The sequence below is a fragment of the Roseibium aggregatum genome (genome assembly GCF_017309185.1).
In the GTDB taxonomy this organism is placed as follows: domain Bacteria; phylum Pseudomonadota; class Alphaproteobacteria; order Rhizobiales; family Stappiaceae; genus Roseibium; species Roseibium aggregatum_B.
Genome location: NZ_JAEKJZ010000001.1, coordinates 75,639 through 90,699 on the forward strand (window position 1 = coordinate 75,639; position 15,061 = coordinate 90,699).

Below are 15,061 nucleotides of genomic sequence, written 5' to 3' on the forward strand. Positions count from 1 at the left end.
ACACCTGAGCGTTTTGCGCTACTGTTCCCTTCTTCAGCCCTCCCGGCTCGAAGACCAACTCACCCCTTCGCCTTCTTCTTCGGTCTCAGCACGTGAACGTGGTCTGCGTCGTAGAGCGCGCTGTCGCGGAAATCCTCGGCCGGGCTCAACGCGTGGCCGACGAAGATCAGCGCGGTTCTCGTGATCTTGGAGGCGCGGACCTTCTCGGCAACCGTCGAAAGCGTGGCGTGAATGAAGGATTCATCCGGCCAGCCGACCCGGTAGGCGACGATGACCGGACAGTCCGGACCGTAATGGGGCGTAAGCTGGCGCTCGATCTCGCGGAGGTTCCGCACGGAAAGATGAATGGCCAGCGTCGCGCCGCTTTTACCCAGCGTGTCCAGATCCTCGTTGTTGGGCATGGCGGAGGATTGCATGGCCGTGCGGGTCACGATCACGGTCTGGGCGACTTCGGGAATGGTGAGTTCTTTTTTGAGCGCGGCAGCGGCCGCCGCGAAGGCGGGCACGCCGGGGGTCACGTCGTATTCTATCCCGAGTGCATCGAGGCGGCGCATCTGTTCCGCCGTCGCCCCATAGATCGAAGGATCGCCGGAATGGACACGGGCAACGTCCTGGCCCTTGTCGTGCGCGGCTTTGATCTCCTCGATGATTTCATCGAGCGTCATCGGCGCGGTATCGATCACGCGCGCACCGTCCGGTGCCGCGGCAACGATCTGCTCCGGAACGAGCGACCCGGCGTACAGGCAGACCGGGCAGGACTGGATGAGGCGCAGGCCGCGCACGGTGATGAGATCGGGATCGCCCGGTCCGGCGCCGATGAAATGAACGGTCATGTCGTTTCTTTCGTTGCTGCGTTGTCCTGTTGAAGGGCGCCGTCCCCGGACTTGGGCGCGTCGATGCGCTTGGCATAGCCGCGCGGGGTGTAGACGAAGATGCTGCCGTCGCCTTTCATGATCGCCCGCGAGTTCGACGAGCCCACGAGAACCGTGGTCAGCATATCGACATCGTCGACCTCCAGCTTGTCGAGAGACGTGACGCGCAGGGTTTCGTCCGGCCGGCCGAGATTGGTTCCCAGAACCACCGGCGTCGTTTCCGGCCGGTGCTGAAGCAGGATCTCCCTGGCGGCGGCGAGCTGGGTGCGGCGCCGCTTGGAGACGGGGTTATAGAAGGCGATGACGAAGTCTCCCTCGGCGGCGGCTTTCAGGCGCTGTTCGATGGCTTCCCACGGGGTCAGAAGATCGGAAAGCGAGATCGCGCAGAAATCGTGGCCGAGCGGTGCGCCGATCCGGGCGGAACAGGCCTGCATCGCCGAAATGCCGGGCGCGTTGGTGATGCTGACCCGTTTGGCCGCATCGGAAACTCCACCGAACTCCGCGTTGCGGTGGAGCAACTCGTAGACAAGCGTGCCCATGGCGTAGATCCCGGCATCGCCCGAGGATATCAGTGCCACGTTCTTGCCCTTGCCGGCTTCCTCCAGTGCGAAGCGCACGCGGTCTTCCTCCGCGCCAAGCGGGAAATCGTGGCGGGTCTTTCCGGTGAGGTGTTTTTCGACGATGTCCAGATAGAGCGAGTAGCCAACAACGTCGGTTGCCTCGGCGATCAGCCGGGATGCTTCCGGCGTGCGCCATTCGTCCTTGCCGGGACCGATGCCGACGACCGAAAGATGCCCCCGTGAGCGGCCGACGGTTTGCGGATCGATCGGCTGGGGCGCGCGGGCGATCGCGCAGGTGGCGTTCTCGGTCTTCCGCTTTTCGAAGACCAGCGTGCCGAAGGCGCCGGAGGAGGCCAGAGCCGCGCCTTCCGAAACGCCGTGGCAGCCGACTTCCTTGAAGACCACGTTGGACGGGTTCTTCAGCCGGGGCGTTTCCCTTTGCAGCTCTTCGGCGGAATAAAGGCGGAGCGGCACGTCCAGATGTGCCGCCAGCGCATTCATCGCGTCTTCGTCGGCTTTCAGGTCGATGGTGGCGACACAGGCAATGGCCCCCTTGGCGATATCGGCTTCCGCCAGGCAGGTCTCGACCAGCTCGATCAGCTCCTCCGGCTCGCAATGCCGGGCGCAGCCGACGCCGACGGCGTATTTAAGCGGATGATAGACCAGGCGGGTCGGACCGCCTTCGTCTGGAAGTTCCGTCGAAGCGAGCGTGATCGCTGCATCGTCGGAGACGGGCAGGTTCGCCTCTTCCAGCCACTCAGCGCTGCCTTCGATGCGCAGCGTTGCGCCGGAGAGAAGTTCCGCCATGACCGGCTTGGCGTCGTCCGGGTTGGCGAGCTGCCAGCCCTTGGGCGGAACGTCGAGCGCAATACCGAGCCTTACGTCCCCGGCGGTCGTGATCGCCGCGTGACCGCCCAGCGACTTGGCGAGGATCCGAGCGAGTTCGTTGGCGCCGCGATGGCCGCCCAGAAGCGGAACGATGCTGGAGCCGTCTTCCGACACGGCGATCACCGGCGGCTCATTGCGCTTGTCCGTGAGAAGCGGTGCGAGCGCGCGGATCAGGATTCCGCTGGCGCAGAAGCCGACGATCGGATGCCCGGACCTGAACAGGAGCTGGAGATGCTCCACCGTCTCGTTGAACTGGGTGTCGGCGGTCGGAACCCGGCCCGCGAGGCCGTGAATGCGCGCGGTCGAAAAGCGCTTCGCCACGTCTTCGGCGGTCTCGAAACCGGCCTGGTTCAGGACGAATAGGATGGGGGAAGCGTCCACGCTTCGTCTCCCTTGTAGATGAGGATCATGGAAAAATAGGGCGCTGTTTCCGCCGTAACGTCAATCAGCCGGTGGACCTTTTGCTCAGGTAAACTCGCGCGCTCGACATAGCCGGCCTTTTCGATCAGCCCCATGTCGGCGAGCAGCGCCTTGAGGCGGGCGAAATGGCGGCCGACCTTCATGATGGCGACGGCCTGCGCGGCCTCGATCTTTTGCCGGATGTCATCGTCGGGTAGCGGGCCGGGGATGACCGTCATGACGTCGTTGCGCGAGGTCAGCGGCCGGCGCAACTGCGCGGCGCAGGCGGTCAGGGAGGTCACGCCCGGCACGATCTCGATTCGGAAACGGTCCGAAAGCCGCTCGAAGAGATACATGAAGGAGCCGTAGAAGAACGGATCGCCTTCGCACAGGGTGACGACATCTTCTCCGCTCGAAAGAACCGCCGCGATGTCCTGTGCGGCCTTGTCGTAGATTTCCCGCGCCGGAAAGCGGTCCGTGCGCATCGGCACGACAATCGGGATTTCCCGGGCTCCTGAGGGAATGGCACCGGCGGCAATGGTACGGGCAAAGCTTTCGCCAGTGTCCGGTGCCGGATAGGCGATCACCGAGGCGGTGGAAATCAGCCGGTGCGCCTTCAGGGTCATCAGGTCCGGGTCGCCGGGCCCGAGGCCGACGCCGTAAAGGGTTCCGCTCATGGCTTGGTCAAACTCCACTGGGTCACGGGCATGGCGGGCCGCCAGCCGGTCATGCCGCCGACGGCGCTGGCCCGCTGCACGGACAGCCGCCGCAAGCCGCCGCCCAATGACCGGTAATGCTTCAAGAGCACGGCCTCGCTTTCCAGCGTCACGGCATTGGCGACCAGCCGTCCGCCGGAAGGAAGAGCCGTCAGAACCGTGTCGACAAGGCCGGGTTCCGTCAGGCCGCCGCCGATGAAAACCGCGTCCGGCTGCGGCAGGCCTTCAAGTCCGGCCGGAGCGCTCAGGTCCTTCAAGTCCAGGTGCGGCACCCCGAGCGCCACGGCGTTTTCCGCTGCCATGAGGCGGCGTTCGCCGTGAGGCTCCAGCCCGATGGCGCGGGTTCTGGCCGCCGCGCGCAGCCATTCGATCGCAACCGAGCCGCAGCCGGAACCGATGTCCCAGAGAAGGGCTCCGGGATGGGGCTTGAGTTCGGCTAGCGTGACCGCGCGGATTTCCTGTTTCGTCATCTTGCCGTCGTGGCGGAAGGCGTCGTCGGCAAGACCGGGCGCCCTTGCGGTGATCCTGAGACCGGGGTCGGCGACCGCCTCCAGGGCGAGCGTATGAAAATCCGCGACGTTTTCCGTCCAGTTCTCCGCCGTGCCGCTGACCCTTCGTTCCTTGCCACCGCCGAGATGCTCGAGAACCGTCATCTCTGTGCCGCCATAGCCTTCGTCGGCCAGAAGATCGGCGATCTGGCGTACGGCGTCCGCGTTGCTCGTCAGAACCAGCAGGCGCGCGTCCGGATAGAGTGCCGCGCGCAGGTGATCCACCGGGCGGCCGTGCACCGATAGACAATCGCAGTCCTGCAGCGCCCAGCCCATACGTGACGCGGCAAGCTGAAAGGCGGACAGCGACGGCAAGACCGTCATCTCGGCAGCCGAAAAATGCTTCAGCAGGGAGGAGCCGATACCGAACCACATCGGATCGCCTGTCGCCAAAACCGCGATCCTTCTGCCGGTCAGCGCTTTCAAGTCAGCGAAAACGGTTGCGAAAGGAGAGGGCCAGGGTCTCTTTTCCGCCTGGAGGTCACCGGCCAGCGTCAGGTGGCGGGCGCCGCCGTAGACGATGTCCGCGCGAGCCAGGCAATCCGCACCGCCCGGTGCCAGAACGCCGTCTTCGCCAATTCCGATCAGGGTCAGCCAGGGCGCGGTCATTTGTCTTCCAGCCTGTAGGGTTTGATGCGCGGCTTGTCTTCGAGCGCCTGTGGTTTGCTGTCAGTGAAAGCGGTGATCTGACGGCCGCCACGGGAGAGGTGATGTTTCTTGGGAGCCTCCGAGCCGCCTGTTCTCCCGGATAGGGCGGCGGCCGCTCCTCCTGGTTGAGACAGAAAGCCGCGCGAGCGCAATGGCTTTTGGCCGCGAACCGATTTGAGACCCTTGCTGTCCCCGTCAGCCGCCATGGTGGTTTTCCTCAGGCAGGCCGGCGGCCAGAGCGTTAACGGCGGCCGCCGCCATCGCCGACCCGCCTCGACGGCCCGTGACCGCGAGGAACGGCACGCCGTACAGGTTCGCGCTCAGTGCTTCCTTGGATTCCGCCGCCCCGACAAAGCCCACGGGAAAGCCCAGAACGAGCGCCGGTTTCGGCCCGCCAGAAGCGATCGTTTCCAGAAGATGGAAGAGCGCGGTCGGGGCATTGCCGATGGCAACGACGGCGCCTTCGAGATGGTCCCGCCAAAGCTCCAACGCAGCGGCGGAACGTGTCGTGCCCAGCCTTGCGGCGAGGTCCGGGACGGAAGGATCGTTCAAGGTGCAAACAACCTTCGAGCGGTCCGGCAGCCTTGAGGAAATGATCCCGTGCGCCACCATTTCCACGTCGCAGAGCACGGTTGCCGGTCTGGCAAAGGCAGTCCGGGCGGCTTCACCCAGATCGTCGGACCAGACGAGATCCTGCGGCAGGTCGGTCATCCCGCAGGCATGGATCAGGCGGATTGCGACCGGCTTCAGGTTGTCCGGCAGGCGATCGAGATTCGCCTCTTCGCGCACGATGGCGAAAGACCGCCGGTAGATGGCCGCCGGGTCCTTTTCGTAGCTGTAGGCCGGATCCATGTCGCTGCTCACGCCTCGGCCTCACCCCTGCCGGTTCAGCGATTTCGGTCCGTGCGGATGATCCGCATGCGGATAGGGGTGATGATGGTGGTCATGGTCGTGCGCATGATCGTGGGTGTGGCCATGTGTGTGGCCATGTGTGTGATCATGAGGATGATCGTGGCCGTGATCATGAGGATGGTGGTGGTGCCCGTGAGCGTGCCCATGGTCATGGTGATGATGTCCACCCGCCTGTACCTGCTTCTCGCATGCGCCGGTACAGATTTCCTCGCACAATCGGCATTCGGCTTCCGCGCCGAGCCCTTCCACGTGATGATGATGGCTTTCCTGTGCCAGACCGACCTCGGCCTCGAAACCGAGCACCTGCTCCCGGTATTTGCACATCTGGCAATTCATCAGATTGGCGCCCTGCAGGATCTCCTGGACCCGGTCGGCCATCGTGTCGATCACCTGCGGATGGTCGTTGAGATAGCCGGCCTTCAGGAACTCGATCTCCGGATGTTCGGCGGCCACTTCGTCTGCGGTGTTGTAGATCCGTTGCACCAGAACGCCGGTAAACAGGAAATAGGGGAAGACGATGACGCGCTTGTAGCCGAGCCTGGCGGCATGCTCCAGGCCCGGCCCGACCAGCGGAAAGGTCACGCCCGAATAACAGGTTTCCGCCCAGCCGAATCCGAAGCCTTCCCAGAGGAGGCGCGTGATCTTGGTGACGTTGGAATTGGCGTCCGGGTCGGATGCACCACGGCCAACGACCATCAGCAGGGTCTCGTGCAGCGGAACGTCGCTTTCGGCGGTGTCGATCGCCTCCTGAATGCGGGCGGCGGCGGCCTTGACCATGCGCATGTCCACGGCAAGCTCGCGGCCGTAGGAGATCTTCATCTCCGGATGCATGGCCTGATAGGTGTTGAGGACGGACGGGATGTCGTTCTTGGCGTGACCCGCGGCGAACAGCATGCCCGGCACCGCCAGAACATGTGTGCAGCCCTGCTCGCGCAGTCTGTTGAGTCCGTCATGAATGACCGGGTTGGCGAACTCCAGATAGCCGTATTCGACCGGCCAGTCGGGAAAGCGCGCTGTCAGTCCTTCGGCGAGCTGCGCGAATTGCTTGACGGCACCCTTGTTGCGGCTGCCGTGACCGCAGATCATCAGACCGAGTTTTTCAACCATCAGGCGGGGTCTCCGGCCGTCTGGTCGTTTCCGGAAGCGTCCTCGGCCTGTTCCTTGTCTTCCGGATCTTCGGATTTCTTTCTTTTGCGGTCCCTGAGCGCGACCAGACCGGCGACGAGTGCCGCTCCGGCAAGGGCCGCGGCCCCGACCCAGTGGGAGTGCCCGGCAAGTTCACCCAAATGTCCGCCATGGGCGAAGGCCGGTCCGGTGAGAAGGCTCGCGGAGCAAAAGAACATCATGCGTTGGATCATCGGTCTCCCCAGAGGATTGCCGCGTTGCGTCGGGTTTTGAAGGCGAGGCAGGGGGACGAAAGCAAGCACAAGCACAAACACAAGCCCGGATTTCTCGTCCGGTCTTTGGCAGATGCCTTGGACAGCTCCGGCCTTGGTTCCCTGATTGGGTCAACCGCATCCGGAATGGCTTTCAGTCCCTCCAAGGGACGCCGTCAGGTTGGCGCACATTAGGAGAGCGGTCCGGACGGATCAAGCGGGAAAGCGACATCCTTTGGTTCAATCCGGTTGCGCCGGCTTTCCGGTTTCGCGGGCCGCACCCAGGGGCGTGAGCAGGCGCGCCGCCGGGTGGTTCATGCATGGGAGATCTGCGACGGGATTTTCTGCCCTGCGCGCTTTCGGAGAAAGGCAGTTGGTATTAGTCTAAAAAATAGGCAAATCACTTTCGGCTAAACCGCGAGCGGACTTTCATGCAAACTCATCTTGTTTTCACGGTCATCGCAAAGGACAGGCCGGGCCTTGTCGAGCGGGTCGCCGAAACCATCGCCAGCCTCGGCGGCAACTGGATCGAGAGTTCCATGGCGCGCCTGGGCGGCGAGTTCGCAGGCATCGTCCGCGTCGGGATCGATGCGGCTCAGGCGGACGATCTCACCGCCAGGCTCCAGGCCCTGTCGGAGGATGGCATTTCCATCACGTTCCGGTCTGACCGGTCCGAGGTGGGAGAGCCGCAAGGGGCCTCCGCCCAGCTCGATCTCGTATCCCAGGATCACCCGGGCATTTTGCGCGACATCACGCGCGTGCTGAGCGAACAGGGTGTCAGCATCGAACATCTCGAGACCGAGGTCGTTCAGGGCTCCATGCAGGGAGAGGCCCTTTTCAAGGCAACCGCGGATCTGCGCCTTCCAGCCGGACTGGCCCCGTCACGCCTGAGCGAAGCGCTCCAGGAAACGGCGGCGGACCTGATGGCGGATATCAAACTGGTCGATTGAGTGCACGGGCGGCCACGCAGTGGGTCAGGCGGCAACCGCCCAGTCTTGCATGTCGTCGCGCGCGCCGATCAGGGCAAGGCCGTTGGCAACGGACGTGAGTTCGTTGCCGCCTGCCATCTTGTCTTCGCCGAAGCGGGCGGAAAACCGCTTCCGGACAGCGGGAACAAAGGAGGTGCCGCCGGTCATGAACACCCGGTCGATATCCTGTTCTGAAAGACCCGCCTTGTTGAGCGTTGCCTCGAGGGCGGCGTCCATCTTTTTCAGATCCGGCGCGATCCAGCCTTCGAACTCGGCGCGCGTGACAGTGGCCCTGAAATCCGCGCCGAGTGGCGCAAACGTCAGCTCCGCTTCATCTTCGCTCGAGAGCTGAGCCTTGGTGTCGGAAACCGACTTGTAGAGCGGATATCCCTGGTCTTCTTCCACAAGATCGATGAAGAGTTCGATCTTGTCCGGTTCCAGGCACCAGCGCAGCAGTTTCTTCATCTCCTTGAAATCGTCGGAGGTCTTGAAGACCGACAGCATGTGCCAGCGGGCGAAATTGGAAAAGAGATTGGGCGGGATCTCCAGTTCCTTGCCCATGCTTTTATAGGTCGAGCCCTTGCCGAGTTTCGGCAGAACCACATTGTCGACGATGCGGTAATCGAAGGTATCGCCGGCGATGCCGATACCACCGCGTCCGAGCGGCGTGGCCTTCAGGTGGCCGGCATGCATCTCGAAACGCATCAGCGAATAGTCGGTCGTACCGCCGCCCAGGTCGGCGACGAGGATCGTGGTGTCGCGTTCCAGCGACTGGGCGTAGGAAAACGCCGCCCCCACCGGTTCCATGACAAACAGGATGTCGTTGAAGCCGAGTTTCATGAAAGCCCTGCGGTAGCGCGCCATGGCAAGGGCCTCGTCGGCATTGTGTCCGGCGAATTCCACCGGCCGGCCGACGACGAGGCGGGTCGAGGCGGGGTCGAAAGCCGTACCGGCGCGCTCGAACGCGCAGCGCAGGAAGGTGGCCATCAGCTCCTCGAAACTGAAAGGAACCCCGTAGATGCCGGTTCCCTTGAACGCGGCGCTCGCGGCGAAGGTCTTCAGGGACTGGATGAAGCGCACGTCGCCGAACCCGTCCAGGAACTGCCGGATCGCCCAGGGTCCTGCTTCCGGATGGGGCGCCTTCGCCGCGCCCCGGTCGAGAAAGCTCAAGGCGGTCGCGAGCGAGGTGAAGCTGTCCGTATCGTCCGAGAAGGTGACGGCCCGGGTCTGGCCGGCGTCCGCCGCGACCGCGACAGTGTTCGATGTTCCGAAATCCAGTCCGATCGTCGAAATCATGGCAAGGGTCCTTGTCGGAACGATGCTGCGAACCGCCTGTCCCGCCAGTGGGATCCGGTTGAAGAGGAGTGGGATTTCGGGCTGGGTTCGACAGCGGAGAATATGGCGGACAGAGAGGGATTCGAACCCTCGATACGGTTGCCCGTATACACGCGTTCCAGGCGTGCGCCTTCAGCCACTCGGCCACCTGTCCATTCCAAGCGGGACCCGCTTGAGTGCCGCGCAATATACTCATGGCGGGGTGGAGCGCAAGCTCTTGGGCGAGTTTTTTTTACCCTCGTTCCGGGTTGTGGATTTTAACCTGTTGGACGTGGAATTGCCTCGGCCCGGTCTGATACGCTGACCCTTGCCCACAAACTCACAGGAATGTGTTGTAGATCAATTATTGATTAGTTGTTTTCGCGTACAAATCTAGAAATTAAAGGGCCCAGAGACGGCGAACATATAATGCCGCAGCCTTGGTGATGGCGATCAAGTTTTAACGAGACAATGCCGGAAGCAAAACCATGATAGCTGTTTTTAAATTTTTATTCCGTGTGTTCGGATACGCTTTTTTGTCGATCGCAATTATTGCGGGTATCGCAGATGCCAGCACGTCGATTGCTCAGTCTCAATTGTACTTGGCCTCGCTTGGCCAAGTCTGGGCGAATGTTTCGCCTGCGACGCTTGAGCTATCGAGGGCATATATGCAGGGAAATCTTCACCTGGCCTTCTGGGAACCGGGATTGGAGACCGTGTTGACCTGGCCGGTCTGGGCGGTTTTCGCTTCTCTCGGACTTTTGTGCCTGTGGTTTGGCGCGCGGCGCCGGAGCCAGCGCGTCCAGTATGTCTAGAGAAAATCGCGTGTATCCGGGACCGCTTGTCGACGTCTGAAACCAGAGATTCCAGCGCAAAAAGCGATCAGAATATTTCCGGTTGAACGCGACGCGCTCTGGGTGTCGAGACCGCAAGCCCGGGAAGCAGGGTTGGCATTGCCACTTGGCATGAGGGTCCCCGTGCGCCAAATGTATCTTTGAGCTGCATTGAACGGTGCATCACGATATCTGCGGAGACCTGCCATGTCTTTCATGACCATGCTGACCAAGAAGTTCACACTGCCGGCCAGGGAGGAAGCCCTGCCTGGGCGTGCGCAGGCGATCCTGCCGGAGGAGCCTCATTTCGTGAACGGCCGAGCACTGACCGGCCCCTATCCGCAGACCATGAAAACCGTTTTGTTCGGCATGGGGTGTTTCTGGGGCGCGGAGCGGCTGTTCTGGCAGTTGCCCGGCGTCTACGTGACCGCGGTCGGCTACGCGGGCGGCCATACACCGAACCCCACGTACCATGAAACCTGCACGGGCCGCACCGGCCATACGGAGGCGGTTCTGGTGGTCTACGATCCCGGGACCATAACCTTCCAGGACCTGTTGAAGGTCTTTTGGGAAAGCCACGATCCGACACAGGGCATGCGTCAGGGCAACGACACGGGAACCCAGTATCGCTCGGCGATCTATGTCCCGTCCGAGGCCGATCTTGAACAGGCGGAGGCCTCCAGAGAGGCCTATCAGGCCGCCTTGAAAGCCGGGGGTGTTCCCGCCGGTATCACAACGGAAATCCGGCAGCTCGACACGTTTTATTTCGCCGAGGATTACCATCAGCAGTATCTGGCGAAAAATCCGGCCGGATATTGCGGCATTGGCGGGACCGGCATTTCCTGTCCCGGCGCGCCCCGGCAGGAGGCATAGGGGCCCGGCCGGGCTTCTCCGCTGCCGTGGTGCGCGACAACGCCTCTTTCGTCAGGCAACGCCAAAGCAGATCTCATGCGCACCATGCCGTATGAGGACCGACCCGATTCGCGGACCGGTCGCTGAAAAGTCACACGCGCATCGCTTGAGACAAAAATTTTTGCGGCGCAATATAAAATTTGTGCGACTGCGTCATTTGTTGAGTGTAACTTTCATTTTATTTGATTTGTGATGAAACCTGAGGCTGTTAGGTTTTTTTACTTCGTGAAATAAATCCGAATTCAGCAAAATTTAAAGTTTTATCGCGTAAGGACTTACTACGCATGAGCGTTGAGGTTCGATCTAATGTCCGGTTCCACCAAGGCGTTTGCCGCAGCCTATTTCGTCGGCTGCTGCGCGTTGATGCTTCTGGGATCCCTTCTGCCGGGAGGCGGTGGGGTCGTTGCGGTATTCGCGAAACCCTGGGGCGACACCGCGATGGAAGTTGTCGCGCGGTCGGAAGGGCGGATCATTTTCGTCAGAAGCGGCTCCTGGGTGGTTCTGACCGAATCGAAGAATCAGCAGTTCATTGACAGGCTCTACCAGTCGGGAGCCGGATTTGTCGCCTCGTCGGCGGTCGCGGCCGCATGCGCACGCTTGACCGGGGTTTCGTTGGAGAATGCCATATGAGTGAAATGACGTCTCAGATTTCGGGGCTGGACAAGCTCCGCGAACAATTCGCCAAGATCCTTATTTACTTTATATGGCTCAACGTTCTGCTTGTGATCGGAACGGCCTGGTGGGTTGGCAATGTCTCCTTCGTGACGGTTTGTGGAGCCTCCTTGCTGCTTGGCGTCGCCGCGACCGCTTCGTGGGTCAAATTCGGACAGGGGCTGGAAACACGTTTGGCGACATCCATGTCGCTGGCCGGGCTCGTGGCCTTGTTCGTGGCCGCCCTTTCGACACCGGATGCGCAAAGCTCCTATCAGCTCGACGGCCATATGTATTTCTTCGCGGTGTTGGCCATCCTGGCGAGCTGGGTCGACTGGCGCGCCCTGGTCGCCTATGCCGCTGTAGTCGCCGTACATCATCTGGTCTTGAATTTCGCGATGCCCTGGGCGGTGTTCCCGGACGGGTCCGATCTGGGACGGGTCATTTTCCACGCCCTGATCGTGGTCATGGAAGTCGGCGCGCTGTGGTGGATGACGGATCGTCTGGCGAAGGCCTTCGAGGCTTCCGACCGCGCCCGGGAGGAAGCCGAGGCCTCTCAATCCGAAGCCATGCGCCTTCAGACCGAAAATGCCCAGCAAGACGACAAGGAGCGTCAAAAGCAGGTCAGGATCAGCGAGCGTATTGCCGCGTTCCAGAGCGAGATCGCCGCGAAGCTGGACGGTGTCGGTCAGAAGGTGCTTGAGATGCGCACATCCGCCGAGGATCTGGGCGCCGTGGCCCGCGACACCACAGGCCAGGCCTCGTCCGTGTCGGGGGCATCGGAAACGGCATCCTCGAACGTGCAGATGGTTGCCTCCGCCGCGGAAGAGCTGTCTTCCTCCATCGCGGAGATTTCCCGCCAGGTCGAACAGACGACGGCGGTCGTCGTTCAGGCAACCGAAAACGCCCAGACCAGCAACCAGAAGGTCGCCGGTCTCGCCGAAGCCGCCAACAGGATCGGCGAGGTGGTCACGCTCATCCAGGCGATCGCCGAGCAGACCAACCTGCTGGCCCTGAACGCGACCATCGAGGCGGCGCGCGCAGGCGAGGCCGGCAAGGGCTTTGCGGTCGTTGCCGCTGAGGTCAAGGAACTGGCCACCCAGACGTCCAAGGCGACCGAGGAAATCGGCGCTCAGATTTCCGCTATCCAGGCGGAAACGAAAGGCGCCGTGGAATCGATCGGGGCCATCGCCGCCACGATGGATGAAGTCAACAGCTATACGTCCGCGATTGCCGCTGCGGTCGATCAGCAGGGTGCGGCGACACAGGAAATTTCCCGCAACGTGGCAGAAGCCGCTGACGGGACCGGCCTGGTGGCGTCCAACATCAGCGGTGTGCGCGAATCCGCGGAGCGGACCAGCAGTTCGGCATCGATGATGAGCGAAGCGACGGAAGTTCTCGAAAGGGAAACCGACGACATGCGCCAGTCAATCGACACCTTCCTTCAGGACGTTGCCGCCGCCTGATCCGGCGCGGTATGCGAAACAAAAGCCGGCTGGGTTGCAGCCGGCTTTTTTGTTTGTCCGGTGGACGCGGACTTGACCGGATGGCGTCGGGATGCCATGAGCCGCCCGTTACGGGCCGCCGGTCCGGCCTGAAATCCTCAGATCTCGCGATCGACACCTTGTTGCCGACATTCCGGACCCGCGACACCCCGATGCCTGATAGCGCCCTGAAACCCGGAACGGTCCTGCTTGTAGATGTGTTGAGGCAGCGCTCCGCGACCTTGTTCGAAGAGCCTTCCGAGGTTGTCGCCTGCACGCGCCTGGAAGAGGTTGCCGCCAGTCTCGCCCGGCTGGAGGAGGCGCAGGCGGCCGGCTTTTATTGCGCCGGCTTTCTAGCCTATGAACTGGGGTTTGCCTTCGAGGAAAAGCTCCGCCGGCGTTTCCGGGAAACCGGAGACCCGCTTGTCTGGTTCGGTCTTTACGAAAAATGCCGGCAAATCGATCTGGAAGAGACAAAGAGGCTTTTGAAGAGAGCCGCGAACGGACAGACGGCCATGGTTGAGCGGCCGGATTTCGACATGGACCGGGCCGCATACGGCAAGGCGTTCGACAAGGTCCGGACCCATCTGGCGAAGGGCGATATCTACCAGGTCAACCTGACCATGCGCGCGCGCCTCAAATCGTCGGGCCCGCCGGAGGCCCTGTTCCTGGATCTGCTCAACCGGCAGCCGGTCGAATTCGCCGCCTTCGTGAAAACGGAGGATCGCACGGTCCTGTCTCTGTCTCCGGAGCTTTTTCTGGAACGCCGTGGGCGCCGGCTTTGGACACGGCCGATGAAGGGGACGGCGCCCAGAGGCCGCACCGGATCGGAAGACAACCGGATCGCGCGGGACCTCCAAAAGGATCCCAAGCAGCGCTCGGAAAACACCATGATCGTCGATCTGATGCGCAACGACCTGTCGCGCATCGCCGAAACCGGATCGGTCCGGGTGACGAAACTGTGCGAGGTGGAACGCTACAAGAGCCTGCACCAGATGACCTCGACGATTGAGGCCGAGGTGCCGGAAGAGACCGGTTTCGCGAAGATCGTCGAGCGCCTCTTTCCATGCGGCTCGATCACCGGCGCGCCGAAGCTGAGCGCCATGCAGATTGCCCATGACCTGGAGACGGGCCCGCGCGGCGTCTACACTGGATCCATCGGCTATCTGGCGCCGGGCGGCGATTTCCGTCTCAACGTGGCCATTCGGACCCTGGTGCTGCGCGACGACGGGACGGGCGAAGCGGGCACCGGATCCGGCGTCGTCTTCGACAGCGGGGCAGCGCCGGAATATGACGAATGCGTGCTGAAGCTGAAATTCATGAGCGAGGCGGTGGCGGATTTCCAGCTGATCGAAACGCTGGCCTTTTTTCCCGGTGAAGGCCATCTCCTGCTGGAGCGCCATCTGCGGCGGCTGCAGGGCTCCGCGCGCTATTTCGGGTTCCGCGTCGATAGCGAGAAGATCGGGAAAGCGCTCGCCTTGAACGCCGCGCGGTATCGAAGCCCGCAACGGGTCCGGCTTCTGCTTGACGCTGACGGCGGCGTTTCGATCTCGTCCACAAAGATGACGCCCCCGGTCCGGGAGTGCGTTTTCCAACTCGTACTGGCCCGGGAAACCACCCTGTCCACCGACCGCTTCCTGTTTCACAAGACCACCAACCGCGCCTTTTACGACGACACGCGGACCCGCTACCAGAGCGAGACCGGTTGCGACGAAGTTCTGTTTGAAAACGAGAACGGCTATCTCACCGAGGGCAGCTACACCACGCTGTTTGTCCGGAAAGACGGCAGGCTGCTGACCCCGGCGCTGTCCCACGGGCTGCTCCCCGGCACATTCCGGGAAGGGCTCCTGGAACGCGGGCTTGCCTTCGAGGCGGATCTGACGCGGGAGGATCTGGAAACGGCGGAGGCAGTTTACGTCGGCAATTCGGTGCGCGGGCTTGTGAGCGGCCGGATCGGGTTTACGCAATGAGCCTTGGTAT

Annotated in this window: 14 protein-coding genes and 1 tRNA gene; 5 read left to right on the forward strand and 10 right to left on the reverse strand. The window is 62.4% G+C overall.

Going from position 1 to position 15,061, the window contains the following annotated elements:
* Window positions 1-59: 59 nt before the first annotated feature.
* Genes cobM through JF539_RS00400 form a run of 8 tightly spaced genes read right to left on the reverse strand, consistent with a single transcriptional unit; the run spans window position 60 to window position 6,901 of the window.
* Window positions 60-833 (reverse strand): precorrin-4 C(11)-methyltransferase, encoded by a 774-nt coding sequence (gene cobM, locus JF539_RS00365; RefSeq protein ID WP_207137982.1) that lies wholly within the window; start codon window positions 831-833, stop codon window positions 60-62.
* A complete protein-coding gene (gene cobJ / locus JF539_RS00370) occupies window positions 830-2,701 on the reverse strand; it encodes a precorrin-3B C(17)-methyltransferase (protein ID WP_207137984.1) in 1,872 nt (623 codons plus the stop codon). Before cobJ ends, cobM begins: the two co-directional genes overlap by 4 nt.
* Entirely contained in the window at window positions 2,671-3,396 is a 726-nt protein-coding gene (cobI, locus tag JF539_RS00375; protein ID WP_207137986.1) for a precorrin-2 C(20)-methyltransferase, read from the reverse strand. The genes cobJ and cobI overlap by 31 nt, the downstream gene beginning before the upstream one ends.
* Window positions 3,393-4,592 (reverse strand): precorrin-6y C5,15-methyltransferase (decarboxylating) subunit CbiE, encoded by a 1,200-nt coding sequence (gene cbiE / locus JF539_RS00380; RefSeq protein ID WP_207137988.1) that lies wholly within the window; start codon window positions 4,590-4,592, stop codon window positions 3,393-3,395. The genes cobI and cbiE overlap by 4 nt, the downstream gene beginning before the upstream one ends.
* A complete protein-coding gene (locus JF539_RS00385; protein WP_207137990.1) occupies window positions 4,589-4,837 on the reverse strand; it encodes a hypothetical protein in 249 nt (82 codons plus the stop codon). The genes cbiE and JF539_RS00385 overlap by 4 nt, the downstream gene beginning before the upstream one ends.
* Entirely contained in the window at window positions 4,827-5,483 is a 657-nt protein-coding gene (locus JF539_RS00390) for a precorrin-8X methylmutase (RefSeq protein WP_207140720.1), read from the reverse strand. The genes JF539_RS00385 and JF539_RS00390 overlap by 11 nt, the downstream gene beginning before the upstream one ends.
* A gap of 21 nt (window positions 5,484-5,504) precedes the next feature.
* Entirely contained in the window at window positions 5,505-6,650 is a 1,146-nt protein-coding gene (locus JF539_RS00395; RefSeq protein WP_207137992.1) for a sirohydrochlorin chelatase, read from the reverse strand.
* Entirely contained in the window at window positions 6,650-6,901 is a 252-nt protein-coding gene (locus tag JF539_RS00400) for a DUF6732 family protein (protein WP_207137994.1), read from the reverse strand. Before JF539_RS00400 ends, JF539_RS00395 begins: the two co-directional genes overlap by 1 nt.
* Window positions 6,902-7,350: 449 nt before the next feature.
* Between JF539_RS00400 and JF539_RS00405 the strand changes: the two genes are divergently transcribed.
* Window positions 7,351-7,869, forward strand: a complete 519-nt coding sequence (locus tag JF539_RS00405) for a glycine cleavage system protein R (RefSeq protein ID WP_207138001.1) — start codon at window positions 7,351-7,353, stop codon at window positions 7,867-7,869.
* 24 nt (window positions 7,870-7,893) lie between these two features.
* On the opposite strand, the gene JF539_RS00410 is transcribed toward JF539_RS00405, so the two are convergent.
* Together JF539_RS00410 and JF539_RS00415 are read right to left on the reverse strand one after the other, a co-directional pair.
* Window positions 7,894-9,183: an Hsp70 family protein gene (locus tag JF539_RS00410; protein WP_207138003.1), complete on the reverse strand. Its 1,290-nt coding sequence runs from the start codon at window positions 9,181-9,183 to the stop codon at window positions 7,894-7,896.
* Window positions 9,184-9,286: 103 nt separating this feature from the next.
* A tRNA-Ser gene (locus tag JF539_RS00415) sits at window positions 9,287-9,376 on the reverse strand.
* Between the two features lie 874 nt (window positions 9,377-10,250).
* On the opposite strand from JF539_RS00415, the gene msrA reads away from it, so the two are divergent.
* From msrA to pabB, 4 genes are all read left to right on the forward strand, one after another.
* Window positions 10,251-10,907, forward strand: coding sequence for a peptide-methionine (S)-S-oxide reductase MsrA (msrA, locus tag JF539_RS00420; protein ID WP_419247670.1), 657 nt, complete (start codon window positions 10,251-10,253; stop codon window positions 10,905-10,907).
* Window positions 10,908-11,252: 345 nt separating this feature from the next.
* Window positions 11,253-11,576 (forward strand): hypothetical protein, encoded by a 324-nt coding sequence (locus JF539_RS00425; protein ID WP_209016933.1) that lies wholly within the window; start codon window positions 11,253-11,255, stop codon window positions 11,574-11,576.
* Complete coding sequence (locus tag JF539_RS00430; protein ID WP_209016934.1) at window positions 11,573-13,063, forward strand: methyl-accepting chemotaxis protein; 1,491 nt, start codon at window positions 11,573-11,575, stop codon at window positions 13,061-13,063. The genes JF539_RS00425 and JF539_RS00430 overlap by 4 nt, the downstream gene beginning before the upstream one ends.
* An 80-nt stretch (window positions 13,064-13,143) precedes the next feature.
* Window positions 13,144-15,051 (forward strand): aminodeoxychorismate synthase component I, encoded by a 1,908-nt coding sequence (gene pabB, locus JF539_RS00435; protein WP_209016935.1) that lies wholly within the window; start codon window positions 13,144-13,146, stop codon window positions 15,049-15,051.
* Window positions 15,052-15,061: the final 10 nt, after the last annotated feature.